The sequence below is a fragment of the Pacificibacter maritimus genome (assembly GCF_003814915.1).
Lineage (GTDB): Bacteria > Pseudomonadota > Alphaproteobacteria > Rhodobacterales > Rhodobacteraceae > Celeribacter > Celeribacter maritimus.
Genome location: NZ_RKQK01000003.1, coordinates 222,871 through 239,762, shown reverse-complemented (window position 1 = coordinate 239,762; position 16,892 = coordinate 222,871). Strand labels below are relative to the sequence as shown.

The 16,892-nt window shown below is 52.1% G+C and carries 10 protein-coding genes; 8 read left to right on the top strand and 2 right to left on the bottom strand.

Annotated features, from left to right (window positions below):
- Window positions 1–13: 13 nt before the first annotated feature.
- The gene (locus EDD53_RS10460) at window positions 14–889 is read right to left on the bottom strand and encodes a 2-dehydro-3-deoxygalactonokinase (RefSeq protein ID WP_123793199.1); all 876 of its coding nucleotides are present in this window, start codon (window positions 887–889) and stop codon (window positions 14–16) included.
- 478 nt (window positions 890–1,367) lie between these two features.
- Here EDD53_RS10460 and EDD53_RS10455 point away from each other — a divergent pair, with 478 nt between their 5' ends.
- The 5 genes from EDD53_RS10455 (at window position 1,368) to EDD53_RS10435 (ending at window position 10,563) form a co-directional block, all read left to right on the top strand.
- Window positions 1,368–4,517 (top strand): Ig-like domain-containing protein, encoded by a 3,150-nt coding sequence (locus EDD53_RS10455; RefSeq protein WP_123793198.1) that lies wholly within the window; start codon window positions 1,368–1,370, stop codon window positions 4,515–4,517.
- A 64-nt stretch (window positions 4,518–4,581) separates the two neighbouring features.
- Window positions 4,582–5,940 (top strand): TolC family protein, encoded by a 1,359-nt coding sequence (locus tag EDD53_RS10450; RefSeq protein ID WP_170162742.1) that lies wholly within the window; start codon window positions 4,582–4,584, stop codon window positions 5,938–5,940.
- Window positions 5,941–6,341: 401 nt separating this feature from the next.
- Complete coding sequence (locus tag EDD53_RS10445; protein WP_425464063.1) at window positions 6,342–8,750, top strand: ATP-binding cassette domain-containing protein; 2,409 nt, start codon at window positions 6,342–6,344, stop codon at window positions 8,748–8,750.
- 32 nt (window positions 8,751–8,782) lie between these two features.
- Window positions 8,783–9,919, top strand: coding sequence for a beta-barrel domain-containing protein (locus tag EDD53_RS10440; protein ID WP_123793403.1), 1,137 nt, complete (start codon window positions 8,783–8,785; stop codon window positions 9,917–9,919).
- A 20-nt stretch (window positions 9,920–9,939) separates the two neighbouring features.
- Window positions 9,940–10,563, top strand: coding sequence for an NUDIX hydrolase (locus EDD53_RS10435; RefSeq protein WP_123793196.1), 624 nt, complete (start codon window positions 9,940–9,942; stop codon window positions 10,561–10,563).
- 14 nt (window positions 10,564–10,577) lie between these two features.
- Here the strand turns inward: EDD53_RS10435 and EDD53_RS10430 are convergent, their stop codons facing one another.
- Window positions 10,578–11,423 carry a 3-oxoadipate:acetyl-CoA acetyltransferase gene (locus EDD53_RS10430; protein WP_123793195.1) on the bottom strand — a complete coding sequence of 282 codons (846 nt, stop codon included), beginning with the start codon at window positions 11,421–11,423 and terminating at the stop codon, window positions 10,578–10,580.
- Window positions 11,424–11,666: 243 nt separating this feature from the next.
- Here EDD53_RS10430 and EDD53_RS10425 point away from each other — a divergent pair, with 243 nt between their 5' ends.
- The 3 genes from EDD53_RS10425 to glgC all read left to right on the top strand — a co-directional run bounded on the left by EDD53_RS10425 (window position 11,667) and on the right by glgC (window position 16,891).
- On the top strand, window positions 11,667–13,280 hold the full coding sequence (locus EDD53_RS10425) for an alpha-amylase family glycosyl hydrolase (RefSeq protein ID WP_123793194.1): 1,614 nt from the start codon (window positions 11,667–11,669) through the stop codon (window positions 13,278–13,280).
- A 135-nt stretch (window positions 13,281–13,415) separates the two neighbouring features.
- Window positions 13,416–15,623 (top strand): 1,4-alpha-glucan branching protein GlgB, encoded by a 2,208-nt coding sequence (gene glgB / locus EDD53_RS10420; protein WP_123793193.1) that lies wholly within the window; start codon window positions 13,416–13,418, stop codon window positions 15,621–15,623.
- Entirely contained in the window at window positions 15,620–16,891 is a 1,272-nt protein-coding gene (gene glgC, locus EDD53_RS10415) for a glucose-1-phosphate adenylyltransferase (protein ID WP_123793192.1), read from the top strand. The genes glgB and glgC overlap by 4 nt, the downstream gene beginning before the upstream one ends.
- The last annotated feature ends 1 nt before the right edge of the window (window position 16,892 follow it).

Here is a 16,892-nt window from a genome sequence, read left to right as displayed (position 1 = left end):
TTTGCGCGCCTTTCTAGGAAAGCTGCTGTACGCGTGCCAAAGCAAGGCCCGCTTTCGTCATTTCTGTGGGGTCTGCGTGTTGCGCTGCGATGCCTTGCGATTTTAAAGCGTTTATATAGATTTCAGTTAAGGCATCTGCGCCGATCACACCCACCATCTGCCCCAGCCAATAGGGTTTGGCCGCAGCCAATTCAGCGCCAACCAATAGGCCTGCAAGTCGCGCTTTTGCGCTGCCGCCCTTTGCTTGCCCCAACAGATGGTCAGCCCTTAGAGATAAGAGTTTTGCAGCCAGTCTTTCAGGTCTGGACAGGGCTTCGCTTAAGGCGTCATCAAAAATACGGTCGTCCCAAAAACCATCCCCAAGGCATGATTTCAAGCTGCTGCTCTGTGATATGATCGCCATCAATTCGCCTGTCATAAAGCTTTGGAATGAAACAATTTCATCGGCGCTGACATGCGCCCAGACGCTATGCGGGCCAGGCAGCAAGAGAACACCATCAAATTTAGGAAACTTAGCTTGAAAGCCTGCGATCTGCACCTGCGCGCCCAGCAAAACGTCCGCAGGGGAGGCTTGTGAAATTCCAGAAATGATCTGCAAAGTTGCGCGATCATCTTTAATGCCTCCATCCAGAATAGGTGCTGAAAGTGGAGCGCAGGGGACGCAGGTATAGTTTGGGATGTGATCAATGTTGCCGCAGGCAATGATGCTTACGCGATGAGGTGTCGTGGCTTTATCAAGCCAAGGTGAGACGCGGTCGATGATATCTGTCGCTTTGGCGGGGGATGATATGCTTTCTGTCAGCTCATCCAAGATTTCGCCGCTAGAACCAAAGACCCATGCTTGCAGGCTTGTGTCGCTGCAGCTCACCGCAATCCAATCAACCTTCATCGCTGTTTCTCCTGCTGTCTATTATGCATCATATGTGTTTGCTCGTGTATTACGAACTGAGTGAGGGGATGCAATGGCGCATGATCCATACCTTGAGTGATGCGCATAGGATGAGGGATGTTCTGCGTCAGAATATCAAGTTGGGACTTTGACTGCACTTGCATCGACCTGTTTTGTTCTTTATTTGTTCCAATTAATGGTTTTTAAACATTTCGGTGTTTTGCGCCGTTTTGGGGTAAAGCTTGCGGTTGTAATCGCTGTTTTGTACGCAACTCGATATATCGTGCTGGTCACCATATTTGCCGTTTATTTGATTAAATGGTCGATATTTGGTGGTGAAATATGACTTTTTCGTGTTCGCGATACATTTAAAGGCTAGTCAGTGATTCGCAAATCATGTAGCTTTACTCTGAGCAACTAATGAAAAGATGCGGGTTCAAAAATCCGCCGTTCTCCTGGGGTAAAGTAAAGTAGTATTATGTTGGGCATTCAATTTTCGCTGCGCGATTCTGCGGGCAATATCGAACACGGCACGTTGTCTTTGGCCGAATCCTCCGAAACATTATCCGTTGTAGGGATGTCAGATGTGTCGTTGAACACATCGACAGCTGCTATATCGGGTTACGCGCGCAGTGGGTCAGATTTGGTTTTGACGCTGGTGGGCGGAAAAACAATCGTGCTTGAGGGCTATTTCAGCGGCGCTGAAAAAGACCTTTTGCTGTCAGAGCGTGGCCTCATGACCCATGTCGAACTGGATGCTATGGGGCAGGGCGAAATCATCGCCTCCTATTCTGACATCGATTTGTCGGGCAAGTGGAGTGAATACGACCAGATTGCCTTTTTGGATCTAGAGCGCGTCGAGCCCGTTGTGGCACCTTTGGCGCCAGCTTTGTTTGGTCTTGGCAGTGGTGCAGCGCTTGCTGGCGCTGGCCTTGCAGGTGCTGCCCTTTTGGGGAGCGGATCTGGCGCGAGCGGCGAAGCTGTCGCACCTGATACGACAGCACCTACTGTCGACGTGACAGGCGGCGTTGAAACAGTCGGCGATATCGTCAATGGCGAAGATCATGACAGTGGCACAGTTCCAATTACGGGCACAGGCGAACCTGGCGCGACAGTCGATGTCACGATCAACGATGTGACTGTATCGACCGTAGTAGATGATAACGGCGATTGGGTTGCTGAATTTGACAGCGAGCTTATTGAAGAAGGTGAGTACACAACCGGTGTAACGGTCACCACAACTGACGATGCTGGCAATAGTTCCACGGTGACGGACACTGTTGTTGTCGATACCGAAGCGGAAAACCTGACGTTTGATCCCGTTGAAGGCGACGATGTCGTAAATATCGAAGAGGCCAGCGACGGTTTGACCATCACTGGAACGTCAGAAGCGGGCGCAACAGTGAGTGTCGATCTGGAAGGGCAGGTCGTTGAAACAGTTGTGGCTGAAGACGGTACATGGAGTGTTTCATTCGACGCCGAGGCTCTGCCAGCAGGCACTTACGATACAATCGTACGTGCGACTGTGACGGATGAAGCGGGCAATGCTGCGACCTACTTGCATGATGTTCATGTGGATCTTGAAGGTTCTTTGACAATCAGCACAGGCTCAGTCGGTGGCGATGGCACTGTTAACGCGTCTGAAATCGCAAGTGATGTCAGCATTTCTGGAACAGGCGAAGCAGGGGCCACAGTTGTCGTAACTGTCGAAGGCGTGTCGCGCACTGTAACAGTAAGCACTGACGGATCTTGGTCTGCTGTTTACGAAGCTGGCAGCCTGCCACACGGCACATATGATGCTGCTGTAACGGCTATTTCGACAGATTTGGCTGGCAATGTTATCCAATCCCAAGGCACATTCCACATCGATACGGAGGCAGGCGTCGCGATTGATGCGGGCCATTCTGGCGGGGATGAAATCATCAACTTCGCTGAAAGTGGCGCGCCGATGACCTTTTCTGGCTCTGCTGACGCAGGGTCTACCGTTGTTGTCACACTCGGCACATCGACTTTGACAACTGTTGCGGGCGCTGATGGCGCTTGGACTGTGACATACCCAGCGGGCACTTTGGCCGCTGGCGAATACGATACAACTTTGACCGCTGTGGCAACGGATGAATATGGCAACACAGCCACATCTGTCACATCTGTGACTGTTGATACCGTGGCAGGCACAGTTGCTTTGTCGTCTAACCCGATTGAGGGCGATAATGTTATCAACGCGGTCGAAGCCTCAGACGGTGTTTGGGTGACAGGGACAGCGACGCCCGGAATATCGGTTGATGTGACATTAGGGGGTGTATCGCACACCGTCACCGCGACATCAGCAGGTACTTTTGCGGTGCTCTTCGCGCCATCAGAAGTGGTCCCAGGCGAATACGATTCAACTGCGACAGCGACTATTACCGATGTTGCCGGCAACACTATGACAGTCAATACTGCTGTGCAGATCGACACCTTTGTTGATAACTTTGCAGTGACATCCACCACAGGTGGAGATGATATGGTGATGAGCGCTGCCGAAACAGCCGATGGGCTGACCTTGTCGGGCACAGTGGAACCCAATTCCACCGTGCGTGTGTCTATCGGTGGTGCAAGCTATTCTGTATTCAGTGAAAACGGGAGTTGGAGCCTTGATGTTCCCGCAGGCGCTTTGCCGCGCGGAGAAGGCAGCGTAGATGTGGCTGTTGCGGCCACCGATGCGGCAGGCAACGTTGCGACACTGACCGAAACAGTTACCTATGATACTTTGGTCAATGATTTGGCGATGGATGTCACAGTCGGCGGCGACGGCGTGTTCAACTCTGAGGAAATGAGCACATCTGGCGTGACGCTCACAGGATCTGTTGAAGCAGGCTCTACAGTCTTTGTCACAGTCGAAGGCATCCAGCACCAAGCAACCGTTGCCGCTGATGGCACATGGACTGTGGTCTTCGCACCAGGCGAATTGGCTGGCGGTGACTACACAGCCACAGCCACAGTCGTTGCAACCGATTTGGCAGGCAACACCCTGACAGATACAGCGCAGTTCCAGATCGACACTCTTGGCGATGCGCCGATGATCACGGGCTACTTCCGTTCGGTGGATGGTATCAGCTCTGTTGCGGTACAAGACAGTCCCGATTCAGTATCGGTCTTTGCGATCGACGGTGCTGGTCAGACAACCCAAGTTGCGCTCACATCTGAACTGGACATGGGGCCGAATACCTTGCTGTCCTTTGGTGATAACGTGCCAAATGGATCGCAAATTGTCGTATCTTCCGAAGACGACGCAGGCAACACATCTGAAACTCTCTTTGTACTTGATACAGGGTCTACGCGCCCCGAAGGTGTCTACTTTAATGTGGATGTTGACAATATCGGGCTTGGTGACTTTGATCTGGGCGCGATTGATCTTCAGTTCGTCAATGGTGGCGAAGTGACATTGAGCGCCAGCGATTTGGCGCGCCTCACAGGCGAAGACAACACGCTGACTGTGCATGGTGGTGGTGATGATCGTGTGGTCTTGACAGACGCAGCGACCGAAGCTGGTTCGACTGATATTGATGGACAATCCTACGACATCTACACACTTGGCGATGACAGCGTCTTGTTCGTTGATGCCGATATCGATGTGGTACTCCCTTAAACCAAACCACTGCGGGGGCAGTTCACTGCCCTCGCTTAGGCGAGACCAAAAGGGTGGGGTAAAGGTGACGCGTATTGGGTTAAAACAGGCACTATTGATCGGCGCAGCTGCATGTTTATGTGGCTGCGTTCAGGGTACATCTGGGCTGTCCAAACTGTCCGATGTCAAACCTGTCGCTTTTATGCGCGATCTTACAAGTGGCGACAACAGTGCCAAATCTATCGCGACTGCTGATGGGTCAAGTTTGGATGTGGCGCGCTTAGATAAATCATCCGATATCATAGATGGGCTTATTGCACGCAAATCGGTGCTACCGGTGTCCTCGCCCTATGCGCCTGTGGCCCAAACGATGCTGGAAACCTCATCTGGCTTAGCGCAGGCCGAATTGCGTGCGGCTAAAATGCGATCTGTCGCGCGCGATAAAAACTGGTTGCCCACCATCGGACCGACAATTTCACTGACAGCACTTGGCGATTTGGCCGCTGGGCTGATCGTGGATCAAGTACTCTACGACAATGGAAAACGCAAAGCCGAACGGGCTTTTGCAGCGGCAGATGTCGAAGTCTCTGCTGTCGCCTTGTCGCAAGATGTCAATGATCGTCTCCATGCTGGCCTCACCCTGTTCATTACAGCGGCTGCAGCTCGCGAAAAGGCGGCGATGGCCGAAAGTGGTCTTGGGCGTATGCGTGAATTCAACCGTGTTGTGTCCGTGCGTGTCAGCGGCGGATTGTCGAGCCTGTCAGATCAACGTGTCGTGCGCACAAAACTGGCGGATATGGATCAAGAAGCCGCCACACATCGCGAGGCAAATCTAGCTGCAATCGCAGAATTTAAAGCCATGACAAACGGGCGCGACGTGGCGCAACTTACCCAAGCACATGCGATTGCGACACCAAACCCCGCCTTGACACCGCTGGAAGTCTTGCGGGCACAGGCCGAAGGTCGACGTGCCATTGCCGAAAGCCAAGCCGCGCGCGCAGGTCTTTTGCCTGCCTTGAGCGCTGGCGGCACTTTGGGTCAGAAAAACAGTGCTGGCATCGAATTTGGTGGCGCTGCAAATCTTGGCGTGGGCACTGGCGCTGAAATGGAAGCGCTCAAAGCCCAAGAACGTGCTGCAAATGCGCGTATCGCACTGGCGACTGAAACAGCTGCGCGTAAAGCGGCACGTTTGCAAACCGAACTGACAGCACTGCTGCGACAAGAACGCGATGCGGCTGAACTCGTACAGCAAAACCGCACCAATTTCCGTTTGTTCCAAGAACAATTCGAAGGCGGCCAAAAAACCGTGATGGATGTGGTTAGCGTTTACGAACAAATGGTGCGCAGCGAATTAAAGCATATCGATTTGAAATACGAAATCACACTGACACAGCTGGATATGGCACGCGATGCAGGTGCTTTGGCTGAGGGGGCGAAGATTTGAGCCTTTTGCCAAAACTCACTTTTACCTCAACGCCTTTGGCCGCGCCCAAGGATGTGTCCAACGAAGCCAAGCCGCCGCGCGCCAAAAAGATTGGCCCATTGACGGTGCATTTGGGTGGCATCGCAAAACCAAAAAAAGAACCGAAGTCATCAGCCGACCAACGTGATGCAGCCGCGAAACCCAAGCGGATGTTTGCAAAGCCAAAAGCAAAAGTTGCTCTGCCACTTTCTTTGACTGAGGCAACCAAACGTGCGGAGCCAAGCGCTAAAGAGGTTGAGGATATTATTGATGAGGCGCTCAAAGCGCCCCGCGACGCAGATGCCCAGCCCATCACAGAGTCACCAAGCGTTGATCCAAAAGCGGCGCTAAAAAAAGCGGCCGCAGACGCCGTGCGCAAACGTGTGAGTGATGCTAAAACTAAATCTGATACGTGTGACACTGACGCTCAACCGCAACCAAGGATTACCGATGGCCCGCGTGAGAAATTCGTAGCGCCCAGTAAACCTAAAACCACGACACCGCCACAAGCGCAGAGCGCGCCAGCTTCAAAACCCGCGCAGGAACCAGATAGTGCCGTGCCTGTTGCCAAGGCCGCAGAACCGCAGCCTGTAGCAAGGCCAAAAGCCGCCACGCAGGCGCTTCCCGTTCAGGCGCAAACAGCTAAAATTCCCGCCCCAACGGCAAAAGCTCCCGTAAAGCAGGCGTCATCAAAACATCAAGCACGGGCAGAACTTGTTGCCACTTATGCGTCACGCCTTGGCATGACAGTACTGGTTTCAGATATACTGGATAGGTTCGCGTCAGAACCCGATGAAGACGTGAGTGTTAACGCCTTAGTCGGCGGTTTGAAATCATGCGGTTTGAATGCGGATGTGTCGGTTTTGGCCAGTATCACCCCCAAAGCTTGGCCCGCTTTGGCTAAAATGACATCGGGGCACGTGATCTTGGTTTTGTCGCAAAAAGGCGATGTGCTGACCATCTTCGATAAAAGCGCGCCTGACCAAACAGCAGAAGTGCCGATGTATGAATTTGCGCCGTTCTTTTCGGGCACTGTTGTGCGCGCCAGCAAATCACTTGCGAGCCTGACCAAAAGCTATGCGCCTGCCGCCTTTGCACAGCATTGGTTTTGGGGGCAGTTTGGCGCATTTCGCAAACAAATCGGTGAAATTGCTTTGGGGTCATTGGTGGCAAACCTCTTGGCTGTCGCCGTGGCATTATTTTCTTTGCAGGTCTACGACCGCGTGATTCCCCATCAATCGCAATCCACGCTGTGGGTTTTGGCATTTGGCGCGGTTTTGGCCGTAGCGCTTGAAGCTGCTATAAAGTTGGCGCGCTCACGTTTGATGGATGGCGCAGGGCGACAGATCGAAATGCGCGTGCAATCCATGTTGATGGAAAAACTGCTGGGCATGCGCTCGGATGCGCGACCTACGTCGCCGTCGGGACTGTTTTCGGCTATGCGTGAATTTTCATCTGTGCGTGAATTTTTCACGGCTTCCACGATCGGGACAGTCGCGGATATTCCGTTTATCTTTTTGTTTTTTGCGCTCGTTGCCACCATCGCGGGGCCTGTTGTCTGGGTCTTGATGCTTGGCGCGGTGATCATGGTCGTGCCTGGATATTTCTTTCAAAAGAAAATGATGCGTTTGACTGTGGAATCCCAAGGCGCTTCGGCGAAAGCATCGCGTTTGCTACATGAAGCGGTGTTTGAATTGGACACGATCAAAACCCAACGCGGCGAAGATCGTGTGCGCCGCATTTGGGATGAATTGAATGTGCTGGGTGCTGCGAAATCATCTGAGCAACGCAAGCTTGCAGGGTTTCTCACGTTTTGGAGCCAAGGCATCCAGCAGATCACCTATTTATCTGCGGTTGTTTTGGGCACATATTTGGTTTTTGCGGGTGAATTTACCGTCGGTACGATCATCGCCACGGGTATTTTGACATCGCGAACCTTAGCGCCACTGACGCAGTTGTCAGGAACCATGGCGCGTTGGAGCAATGTGAAGACAGCCCTTGAGGGTCTCAATGCTATTGCATTGTCTGCCCAAGATGCGGACGAAGATCGTAATTTTCTACGCCGTGACCATCTTCAAGGCGAATATGCAATCCGCGAATTACAGTTTCGCTACGATGACGAAGGCGCGCCAACGCTGGATTTGCCTGCGCTGGATATCAAAGCGGGACAGATCGTTGCAGTCCTTGGGGCCAACGGCTCTGGAAAGTCGTCGATGCTGAAAGTGCTTGCTGGGCTTTACACGCCGACACGTGGGCGTGTCCTGCTGGACGGTGCTGAGATGAACCAGATTGAGCCACGCGATATTCGTCGCAATGTTGGTTATCTGGGCCAAGACGTGCGTTTGTTTGCAGGGACGTTGCGCGACAACTTGAACTTGGGTGGCCTTGAGCGCGATGATGATCGTCTGCTGGCGGCCTTGGATTTCTCAGGTCTTGGACCATTTGTTCGCGCACATCACCGTGGTCTGGATTTGGAAATTCGGGACGGCGGCGAAGGCCTATCTGTAGGGCAGCGCCAATCTATTGGTTGGGCGCGTCTGTGGTTGCAAAACCCAAGTGTGTGCTTGCTGGATGAACCCACAGCGTCGCTGGATCAATCACTCGAAACGGGTTTGGTTGATCGTTTGGGGGCATGGTTGCAAGGGCGCACCGCTTTGATCGCAACCCACCGCATGCCGATTGTAGGTTTGGCAGATCGCACGATGGTTCTAAAAGACGGGCGTTTGGTTGTTGATGGTCCGCGTGATCAAGTCTTGGCGCATTTGTCAAAATCAAGCGGCGGAAAAGCCTAGTGTCTAGCGTTGAGCATCTTATCGAAAAAGACATGGATCGCCCTGGCTGGATTATCCGTATCGTGGCGTTGGTCATCGTGGTGTTTTTGGTTTGGGCCTCTTTTGCTTCGGTTGATGAAATTGTGCGCGCAGATGGCGAGATGATTTCATCCTCGCGGCCACAAATCATTCAAAACCTTGAGGGCGGCATTCTTTCGACATTGTTAGTGAAAGAGGGCGATATCGTTTCCAAAGGCGATGTTTTGGCGACGCTCAGCGGTACAGAATTTCGGACATCTGCTGAGGATTTACAAGATCGGCTAGACGCGCTTGAGGTGCGTAAACTGCGTTTAGTGGCTGAGCTGAATGACCTTGATACCTTCACTGTACCCGAAGATTTAGCCGCGCGTGCGCCCGATGTTGTGGCCTCAGAACAAGCATTGCTAAAAGCGCGCAGTGCTGACTATTTGGCCCGATCAGAAGGGGCTCTGAATGTGTTGAAACAGGTCGAAAGTGAACGCGCCCTGATGGAAGACATGCTGTCGCGCAATGTCGTGGCCCTGATCGAAGTGACGCGCACGCGCAAAGCGCATTCTGATGCGCAGCTGAAATACAATGAAATCGTAACCCAATCCAATTTGGTCGAGGCCGAAGAATTTTCTGAGACCTTGCAAGAAATCGCATCGGTCAAACAATCTTTGACCTTGGCCGAAGATCAACTGGATCGGACTGTCATCACATCGCCCATGCGTGGTGTTGTGAACAAATTAAGCCTGACAACCATCGGCGGAGTTGTGCGCCCAGGGGAAGAAATCGTGCAGATTATTCCTGTCGATGAGGAACTGTTTGTCGAAGCACGCGTGCGCCCTGAAGATATCGCCCATGTGGAGCCTGGCCAAGACGCAACGATCAAATTGACCGCCTATGATTACACGATCTACGGCACGCTTTCGGGCAAGGTAAAAGTTCTTTCCGCTGATACATTTAAAGACGAACGTGATCCCAATGCGCAGCCCTATTACAGCGTAACGGCCTCGGTCGATTTAAGCAGTCTGACACAGCGCCAAAGCCAGATCGAAATGCGCCCTGGTATGCGGGCGCAGGTTGAATTGCACACGGGATCAAAGACGTTTTTGAAATACCTTCTAAAGCCGTTGTATAAATCAAGAGAAGCCTTTCGCGAACCCTAGACGCAGGCTATCATCAGCGGATGATTGATCGGTCAAACCATACAGATGTTGTTCCAATTCACGATGCGGCCACAACAATTTTAGTGCGCCGAACCCCATCGGGGGAACGCGTTTTGATGGGGCAACGAGGGCATAAAGCGGTGTTTATGCCCGGAAAATTTGTGTTTCCAGGTGGGCGCGTTGACCCGCAGGACTATGATCAACAGGCGCAATTGCGCGTGACAGAAAGCTGTGAAAAGCGGTTGGGTCAAGACAGTTCGCGTGCTGTGGCGCAGGCTTTGTTGGTCGCCGCACAGCGCGAATTGCGCGAAGAAACGGGCCTGTCTTTGACCCCGAACGCGCTTGTGCAATTCATCTTTCGTGCCGTGACCCCCCGCAATAGACCGCGGCGTTTTGATGCGCGCTTTTTCTTATGTGACGCCAGCGATGTTGTTGACGATCTGGATGATTTCTCACGTGCAGAAGATGAATTATCATACCTGCAATGGGTCGGCTTAGAAGATGCGCTTGAATTGGATTTGCCTTTTGTCACACGCCTTGTTTTGGCCGAAGTGCGCGCACTTTTGGCCCAAGACACAGGCCCAAAATTGGTGCCTTTTTACGATTGCCACAATATCGTTGGTCGTTTGCGGTCACTGATTTAACAACCGCAATCTTTTTATCTGACAGGCATTTTCAACCCTAGCATTTCACGCGCTTCCTGCCAGGTGGCAACTGGGCGCTCATAGGTCTCGCATAGTTCGGTCACACGCCGCACTAAGGCAGCGTTGGAGGGGGCCAAGGTCGTTTTGTCTATCCGTACATTGTCTTCTAAACCAGTGCGTGCATGCCCACCCGCAGACACAGCCCATTCATTCAGGGTGATCTGATGGCGACCAATACCTGCCGCGCACCATTCGGCATCGGGCGTGAGGCGTTTCACAGTTTTGATATAGTAATCAAAGACATCGCGATCGACAGGCATAGCGTTTTGAACGCCCATAACGAATTGAATATAAAGCTTGCCCGCTATGCGCCCGTCTTTGACCATGCTTGCAGCTTGGTGAATATGGCTGAGGTCAAAAGCTTCGACTTCAGGCTTTACATCATAGCTGCGCATTTCTTGCGCCAACCAATCGATCAAGGCTGGCGGGTTTTCGTACACGCGGGTTGGAAAGTTATTTGACCCAACTGATAAAGACGCCATATCGGGGGCAAGGTTCAGCATCGCGCCGCGTGTCTCCCCTGCGCCCGAGCGCCCACCAGTTGAGAACTGGATGATCATACCGGGACAATGTTTGCGAATGCCATCTTGCAAAAGGGCGAATTTCTCGGGATCACTGGATGGGGTTTCATCATCGTTGCGCACATGGGCATGCACGATTGTGGCACCCGCTTCAAAAGCCTCATGCGTGCTTTCGATCTGTTCTGACACGCTGATTGGAACCGCAGGGTTATTGGCTTTCTTCGGCAAAGACCCCGTGATGGCACAGCAGATAATACAGGGTTTGGTCGCGTTGCTCATCGTCAAAGTCCATGGTTGTTTTCGTTGCTTTTGACAGTATCACCCACAGGACAATCGTAAAGGTGTTTGCACCGACCATGCGCAGCCGTGCCAACCAACTTGTTTGGCGCCTGTGATATTCTTTGTTGCCAAAGCGCGCATTATACCCTTGAGTTTAACAACCTGCTTGGCACCTTTGATGTGAGCGGGGTGGGGCCTGTCTTAAATGACATGGGCTTGGGGTCGAACATAAGGATATAATTTATGCGTGAATGGTGGCGTGATGCCGTAATTTATCAAATCTACCCACGGTCGTTTCAAGATGACAACGGGGACGGAATTGGTGATCTTAAGGGCATTACACGCAGGCTGGATTACGTGGCATCGCTAGGTGTTGATGCGATCTGGTTGTCGCCATTCTTTACCTCGCCCGACAAAGATATGGGCTATGATGTCTCAGATTATACCAGCGTGAATGCCATTTTTGGTACGATCGATGATTTCGATGCGCTTATGGCCAAGGCGCATGATTTGGGGTTGAAAGTCATTATAGATCAGGTGTTGTCACACACTTCAGATCAGCACCCGTGGTTCATTGAAAGCCGTAAAGACAAAACCAATCCAAAGGCAGATTGGTACGTTTGGGCGGATCCGCAAAAAGATGGCACGCCGCCCACAAATTGGCCGTCTGTCTTTGGCGGCTCTGCTTGGATGTTTGATGCGCGCCGTCGCCAATATTACTTGCACAACTTTCTTGTATCTCAGCCAGATCTGAATTTTCACAACCCCGAAGTGATTGATGCCTTGGTTGACGCTATGCGTTTCTGGCTAGAGCGTGGCGTCGATGGATTCCGTTTAGACACCGTGAATTACTATGTGCACGATAAGAAACTGCGCGATAACCCCGCTTCAAACTGGGATGAATTTCCAGGCAATCCATATGAGGCTCAAACTCATTTGTTTTCCAAAACACAGCCTGAAAATATTGCGATCTTAAAACGCATTCGCGCTTTGATGAATGACTTTGAGGATCGCATGCTGATCGGGGAAGTGGGCGAAGACGGGCTGCGCCAAGTCGAAGTCATGGGGCAATATACCTCTGGCGGCGATAAACTGCACATGGCGTATTCTTTCGCTATGCTGAGCCATGATCACAGCCCAGACCATTTCCGCAATTGCATTTCAGAATTTCTGAATAAAGCCCCCGATGGTTGGCCTTGTTGGTCCTTTTCGAACCACGATGTTCAGCGCCATGTCACCCGTTGGGCCACGACACCTGCCTTGCAAAATACAGTTGCGCGCCAAGCCATCAATATGCTGGTCAGCTTTCCGGGGGCCTTGGGCATTTATCAAGGTGAAGAGTTGGGACAAATCGAAACTGATATTGAATTTCATGAGCTTCGGGATCTTGGCTATATCGATTTTTGGCCTGATAATAAAGGCCGCGATGGATGCCGCACGCCGATGGTTTGGGACGCAAATCAAACCCATGCGGGATTTTCAACAGGTGAACCTTGGTTGCCTGTAAAAGCGCCACAGATCGCGCGGTCGGTTTCTGAGCAAGAGGGCAAATCTGATACGGTTTTGCAGGCCTATCGTGCCGCCTTGACCTTTCGCAAGGATCGCAACGAGCTGCGCTATGGCGAGACCAGCTTTCCCAAACTGCCTGATCCTTTATTGGCCGTGGCGCGTCGTTTCGAGGGCAAGACCCTGACAGGTGTTTTCAACCTGTCCGACACAGAGCAAGCTGTTGATCTAAGCGGTGGGGCGATCCTTGCTGGCGAAAAACATGCCGCACTGGATAAGTCTCGCTTGACGCTGCCTGCCTTTGGGTTTGCTTTCGTAGAAACGCAAGATGAGGGGTCAGCCTTTGCTTAACGGCGGGGCGTGAATGACAGTTGCTAGGACAGGATTGCTGACGCATTACCTATCGATTTTTTTCTTTCTTTGCAGGATTTTATAACGCACTCTCGATCAGTACACTCTGGATACGGTTAAGGACGCAGGCAAAAAATGTCATCAAATGATATCGGTTCCGCAGCTATGCCACCTCATGCAGTTCAAGATTTGCTGCTCGGGCGGTTGGCGGATGCGTTCCAATATCTAGGGGTGCAGGCGCGTCCCGATGGCTTTGCCTTGAATGTGTTCGTGCCAGATGCGGATCGGGTCTTGTGCCTTTTAACTGGCGCTGACCCGATTGAATTGACCAAAGCACCAGATGCGCAGGGCTTGTTTTACACCGCCATGGCGAAGAAACAGCCCTATAAACTGCGCGCATATTTTGGCGAAAATATATGGGAATTCGATGATCCCTATCAGTTCGACAGCAGCCTCAGCGCAGACGATCTGCACTACATCGGTGAAGGTTCGATGCAGCGTATTTGGCAAGTATTGGGTGCTACGCCGATGAGCATGAACGGGGTGCAAGGCGTGCGCTTTGCCGTTTGGGCCCCCAACGCGCGGCGGGTGGCCGTTGTCGGTGATTTCAACGCATGGGACAGACGCAGGCATGGGATGCGCAGACTTGGCGCGTCGGGTGTTTGGGAAATTTTCATTCCCGCTATCGCGGCTGGCGATGTCTATAAATATTGCGTTCAAAGCGCTGATGGACATGATCTGCCCCTTAAGGCCGATCCTATTGGATATGGCTCAGAACATCCGCCGAAAACAGGATCGATTGTACGCGATATTGATGGGTTTGAGTGGCATGATACGGCATGGATGCAGTCCCGCGGTGAGCTGCAAAACATAAATGCCCCGATATCAATCTATGAAGTCAATCTGGCAAGCTGGAAACGGGCATCGGGAAATCGCCCCTTATCCTATCTGGAATTGGCAACCGAACTGGTCGATTATGCAGCGGACATGGGCTTTACCCATATCGAATTGATGCCGATCACCGAACACCCTTTTGATGGGTCTTGGGGCTATCAACCCATCGGGATGTTTGCCCCCACCATTCGCCACGGCACGCCTGATGAATTCCGCGCGCTGGTGACGGCTGCGCACAAAAAGGGCCTTGGGGTTTTGCTCGATTGGGTGCCTGCGCATTTTCCGACCGATGAACATGGTCTTGGCCAATTTGACGGGACAGCCCTGTATGAACATGCGGACCCGCGCGAAGGGTTTCACCAAGATTGGAACACGCTGATCTATAATTTTGGCCGCAAGGAAGTGGCCAATTATATGCGTTCGAACGCCCTTTATTGGCTGGAAGAATATCACCTTGATGGGTTGCGTGTTGATGCTGTGGCCTCAATGTTATACCGCGATTATTCGCGCAATGATGGTGAATGGGTGCCCAACAAAGACGGCGGGCGCGAAAACTATGAGGCCATCGATTTTCTCAAGGGTGTCAACACTTTGGCCTATGGCGAGGTCGCGGGTATTATGACGGTCGCCGAAGAAAGCACTGCCTTTCCCGCTGTTTCGACACCCGTGGATCATGGCGGGCTTGGCTTTGGGTTTAAGTGGAATATGGGGTGGATGAACGACACTTTGCGTTACATGGAAGAAGACCCGATTAACCGCAAATACCATCACCACCTTCTGACCCATTCGATCAGCTATGCCTATACAGAAAATTTCATCCTACCCATTAGCCATGATGAGGTGGTGCACGGCAAAGGATCCATGCTGACCAAAATGCCAGGCAATGATTGGGAACAATTCGCCAACCTGCGCGCATATTACGGTTTTATGTGGACGCACCCGGGCAAAAAGCTTTTGTTCATGGGGCAGGAATTCGCGCAGCGCAGTGAATGGAACCACGATCAATCCCTTGACTGGCACCTTTTAGACGCGCCAGCTCATGCGGGGATTCAGACATTGGTGCGTGATCTCAACCACCTGTACCGCAAGACGCCTGCCTTACATGTCAACGATACGCGCGCCTCTGGATTTCGCTGGATAGAGGGGGCTGATGTGGAAAACTCTGTCTACGTCTATCTGCGTCAAGGCGCAGGAGATGACCCGCGTGTGGTCATAGTGCTTAACATGACGCCAGTCACACGCACAGATCACCGTGTCGGATTGCCCGCAGGTGGATTTTGGCGCGAAGTCCTGAACACGGATGCAGAAATTTACGGAGGGGGAGGGCGTGGAAATCTGGGAGGATGCCACGCTGAACAGGTCGACTGGATGGGGCAATCCAATTCTGCGCGACTGACATTGCCACCGCTATCGGCAGTGATTTTAATCGAAGGGGAGGATACCAAATGAAGCCGACACCAAATCAGCGCCTATCAAACCGCGCAATGGCATTTGTGCTCGCGGGGGGGCGGGGCAGCCGCTTGAAGGAACTCACCGACGCGCGTGCAAAGCCCGCAGTTTACTTCGGTGGTAAGACCCGCATTGTCGATTTCGCTTTGTCCAACGCATTGAATTCAGGCATCCGCAAAATGGCGATTGCGACACAGTATAAAGCCCACAGTTTGATCCGTCATTGCCAAAGAGGATGGGGATTCTTGCGCGCAGAGCGGAATGAATATTTGGATATTTTACCCGCATCTCAACGCATTTCTGAAAACAAGTGGTACTTGGGTACAGCCGATGCCGTTGCGCAAAATATTGATATCATAGACAGTTACGGTGTCGATTTTATCGTCGTTCTGGCAGGTGACCATATTTATAAAATGGACTATGAAATCATGTTGCAACAGCATCTTGATGAGGGCGCTGATGTGACCATCGGATGCCTGACTGTGCCCCGCATGGAGGCCACGGCCTTTGGTGTGATGCAATGCGATAGCAAAGATCGTATTACGGATTTCTTGGAAAAACCAGCCGACCCGCCCTGTATTCCAGGTGATCCTGATCACGCGCTGGCTTCGATGGGGATCTATGTTTTCCGTTGGGATTTCTTACGCGATCTGTTGATCCAAGACATGAATGATAGCAACTCTAGCCATGATTTTGGCAATGATATTATCCCGCAGATCGTCAAAGGTGGTAAAGCGATTGCGCACCGTTTCGAAGATAGTTGTGTGACCAGCGGACTTGAAGTCGAACCCTATTGGCGCGATGTGGGAACGATTGATGCCTTTTGGCAGGCCAATATCGACCTGACGCAATTCACGCCGCCTTTGGACTTATACGACAACACATGGCCGATCTGGACCTATGCCGAAAGCGTGCCGCCTGCTAAATTTATCCATGACGAAGTTGATAGGCGCGGCATGGCTATATCTTCTTTGATTTCGGGGGGGTGTATCGTTTCGGGATCTGAAATTCGTGAATCTTTGCTGTTCACAGGCGTGCGTAGCCACTCGTATTCCTCGCTGGAACAAGTGGTTGCCTTGCCCTATGTTCAGGTTGGGCGGCAGGCCTCTTTGAGCAAATGTGTCGTTGATCGCGGCGTTGTCATCCCTGATGGATTGGTCGTTGGCCAAGACCCGATTGAAGATGAAAAATGGTTCCGCAGAACCGAAGATGGTGTGGTTTTGATCACCCAGCCCATGATCGACAAACGCAACGCCGCGCTGGAGTAAA

Excerpts from the sequence above, each read along its gene's own strand:
- glgC (WP_123793192.1), top strand. The coding sequence starts at position 15,620 with ATGAAGCCGACACCAAATCAGCGCCTATCAAACCGCGCAATGGCATTT.
- EDD53_RS10425 (WP_123793194.1), top strand. The coding sequence starts at position 11,667 with ATGCGTGAATGGTGGCGTGATGCCGTAATTTATCAAATCTACCCACGG.
- EDD53_RS10435 (WP_123793196.1), top strand. The coding sequence starts at position 9,940 with ATGATTGATCGGTCAAACCATACAGATGTTGTTCCAATTCACGATGCG.
- EDD53_RS10455 (WP_123793198.1), top strand. The coding sequence starts at position 1,368 with ATGTTGGGCATTCAATTTTCGCTGCGCGATTCTGCGGGCAATATCGAA.
- glgB (WP_123793193.1), top strand. The coding sequence starts at position 13,416 with ATGTCATCAAATGATATCGGTTCCGCAGCTATGCCACCTCATGCAGTT.
- EDD53_RS10430 (WP_123793195.1), bottom strand. The coding sequence starts at position 11,423 with ATGAGCAACGCGACCAAACCCTGTATTATCTGCTGTGCCATCACGGGG.
- EDD53_RS10460 (WP_123793199.1), bottom strand. The coding sequence starts at position 889 with ATGAAGGTTGATTGGATTGCGGTGAGCTGCAGCGACACAAGCCTGCAA.
- EDD53_RS10440 (WP_123793403.1), top strand. The coding sequence starts at position 8,783 with ATGGATCGCCCTGGCTGGATTATCCGTATCGTGGCGTTGGTCATCGTG.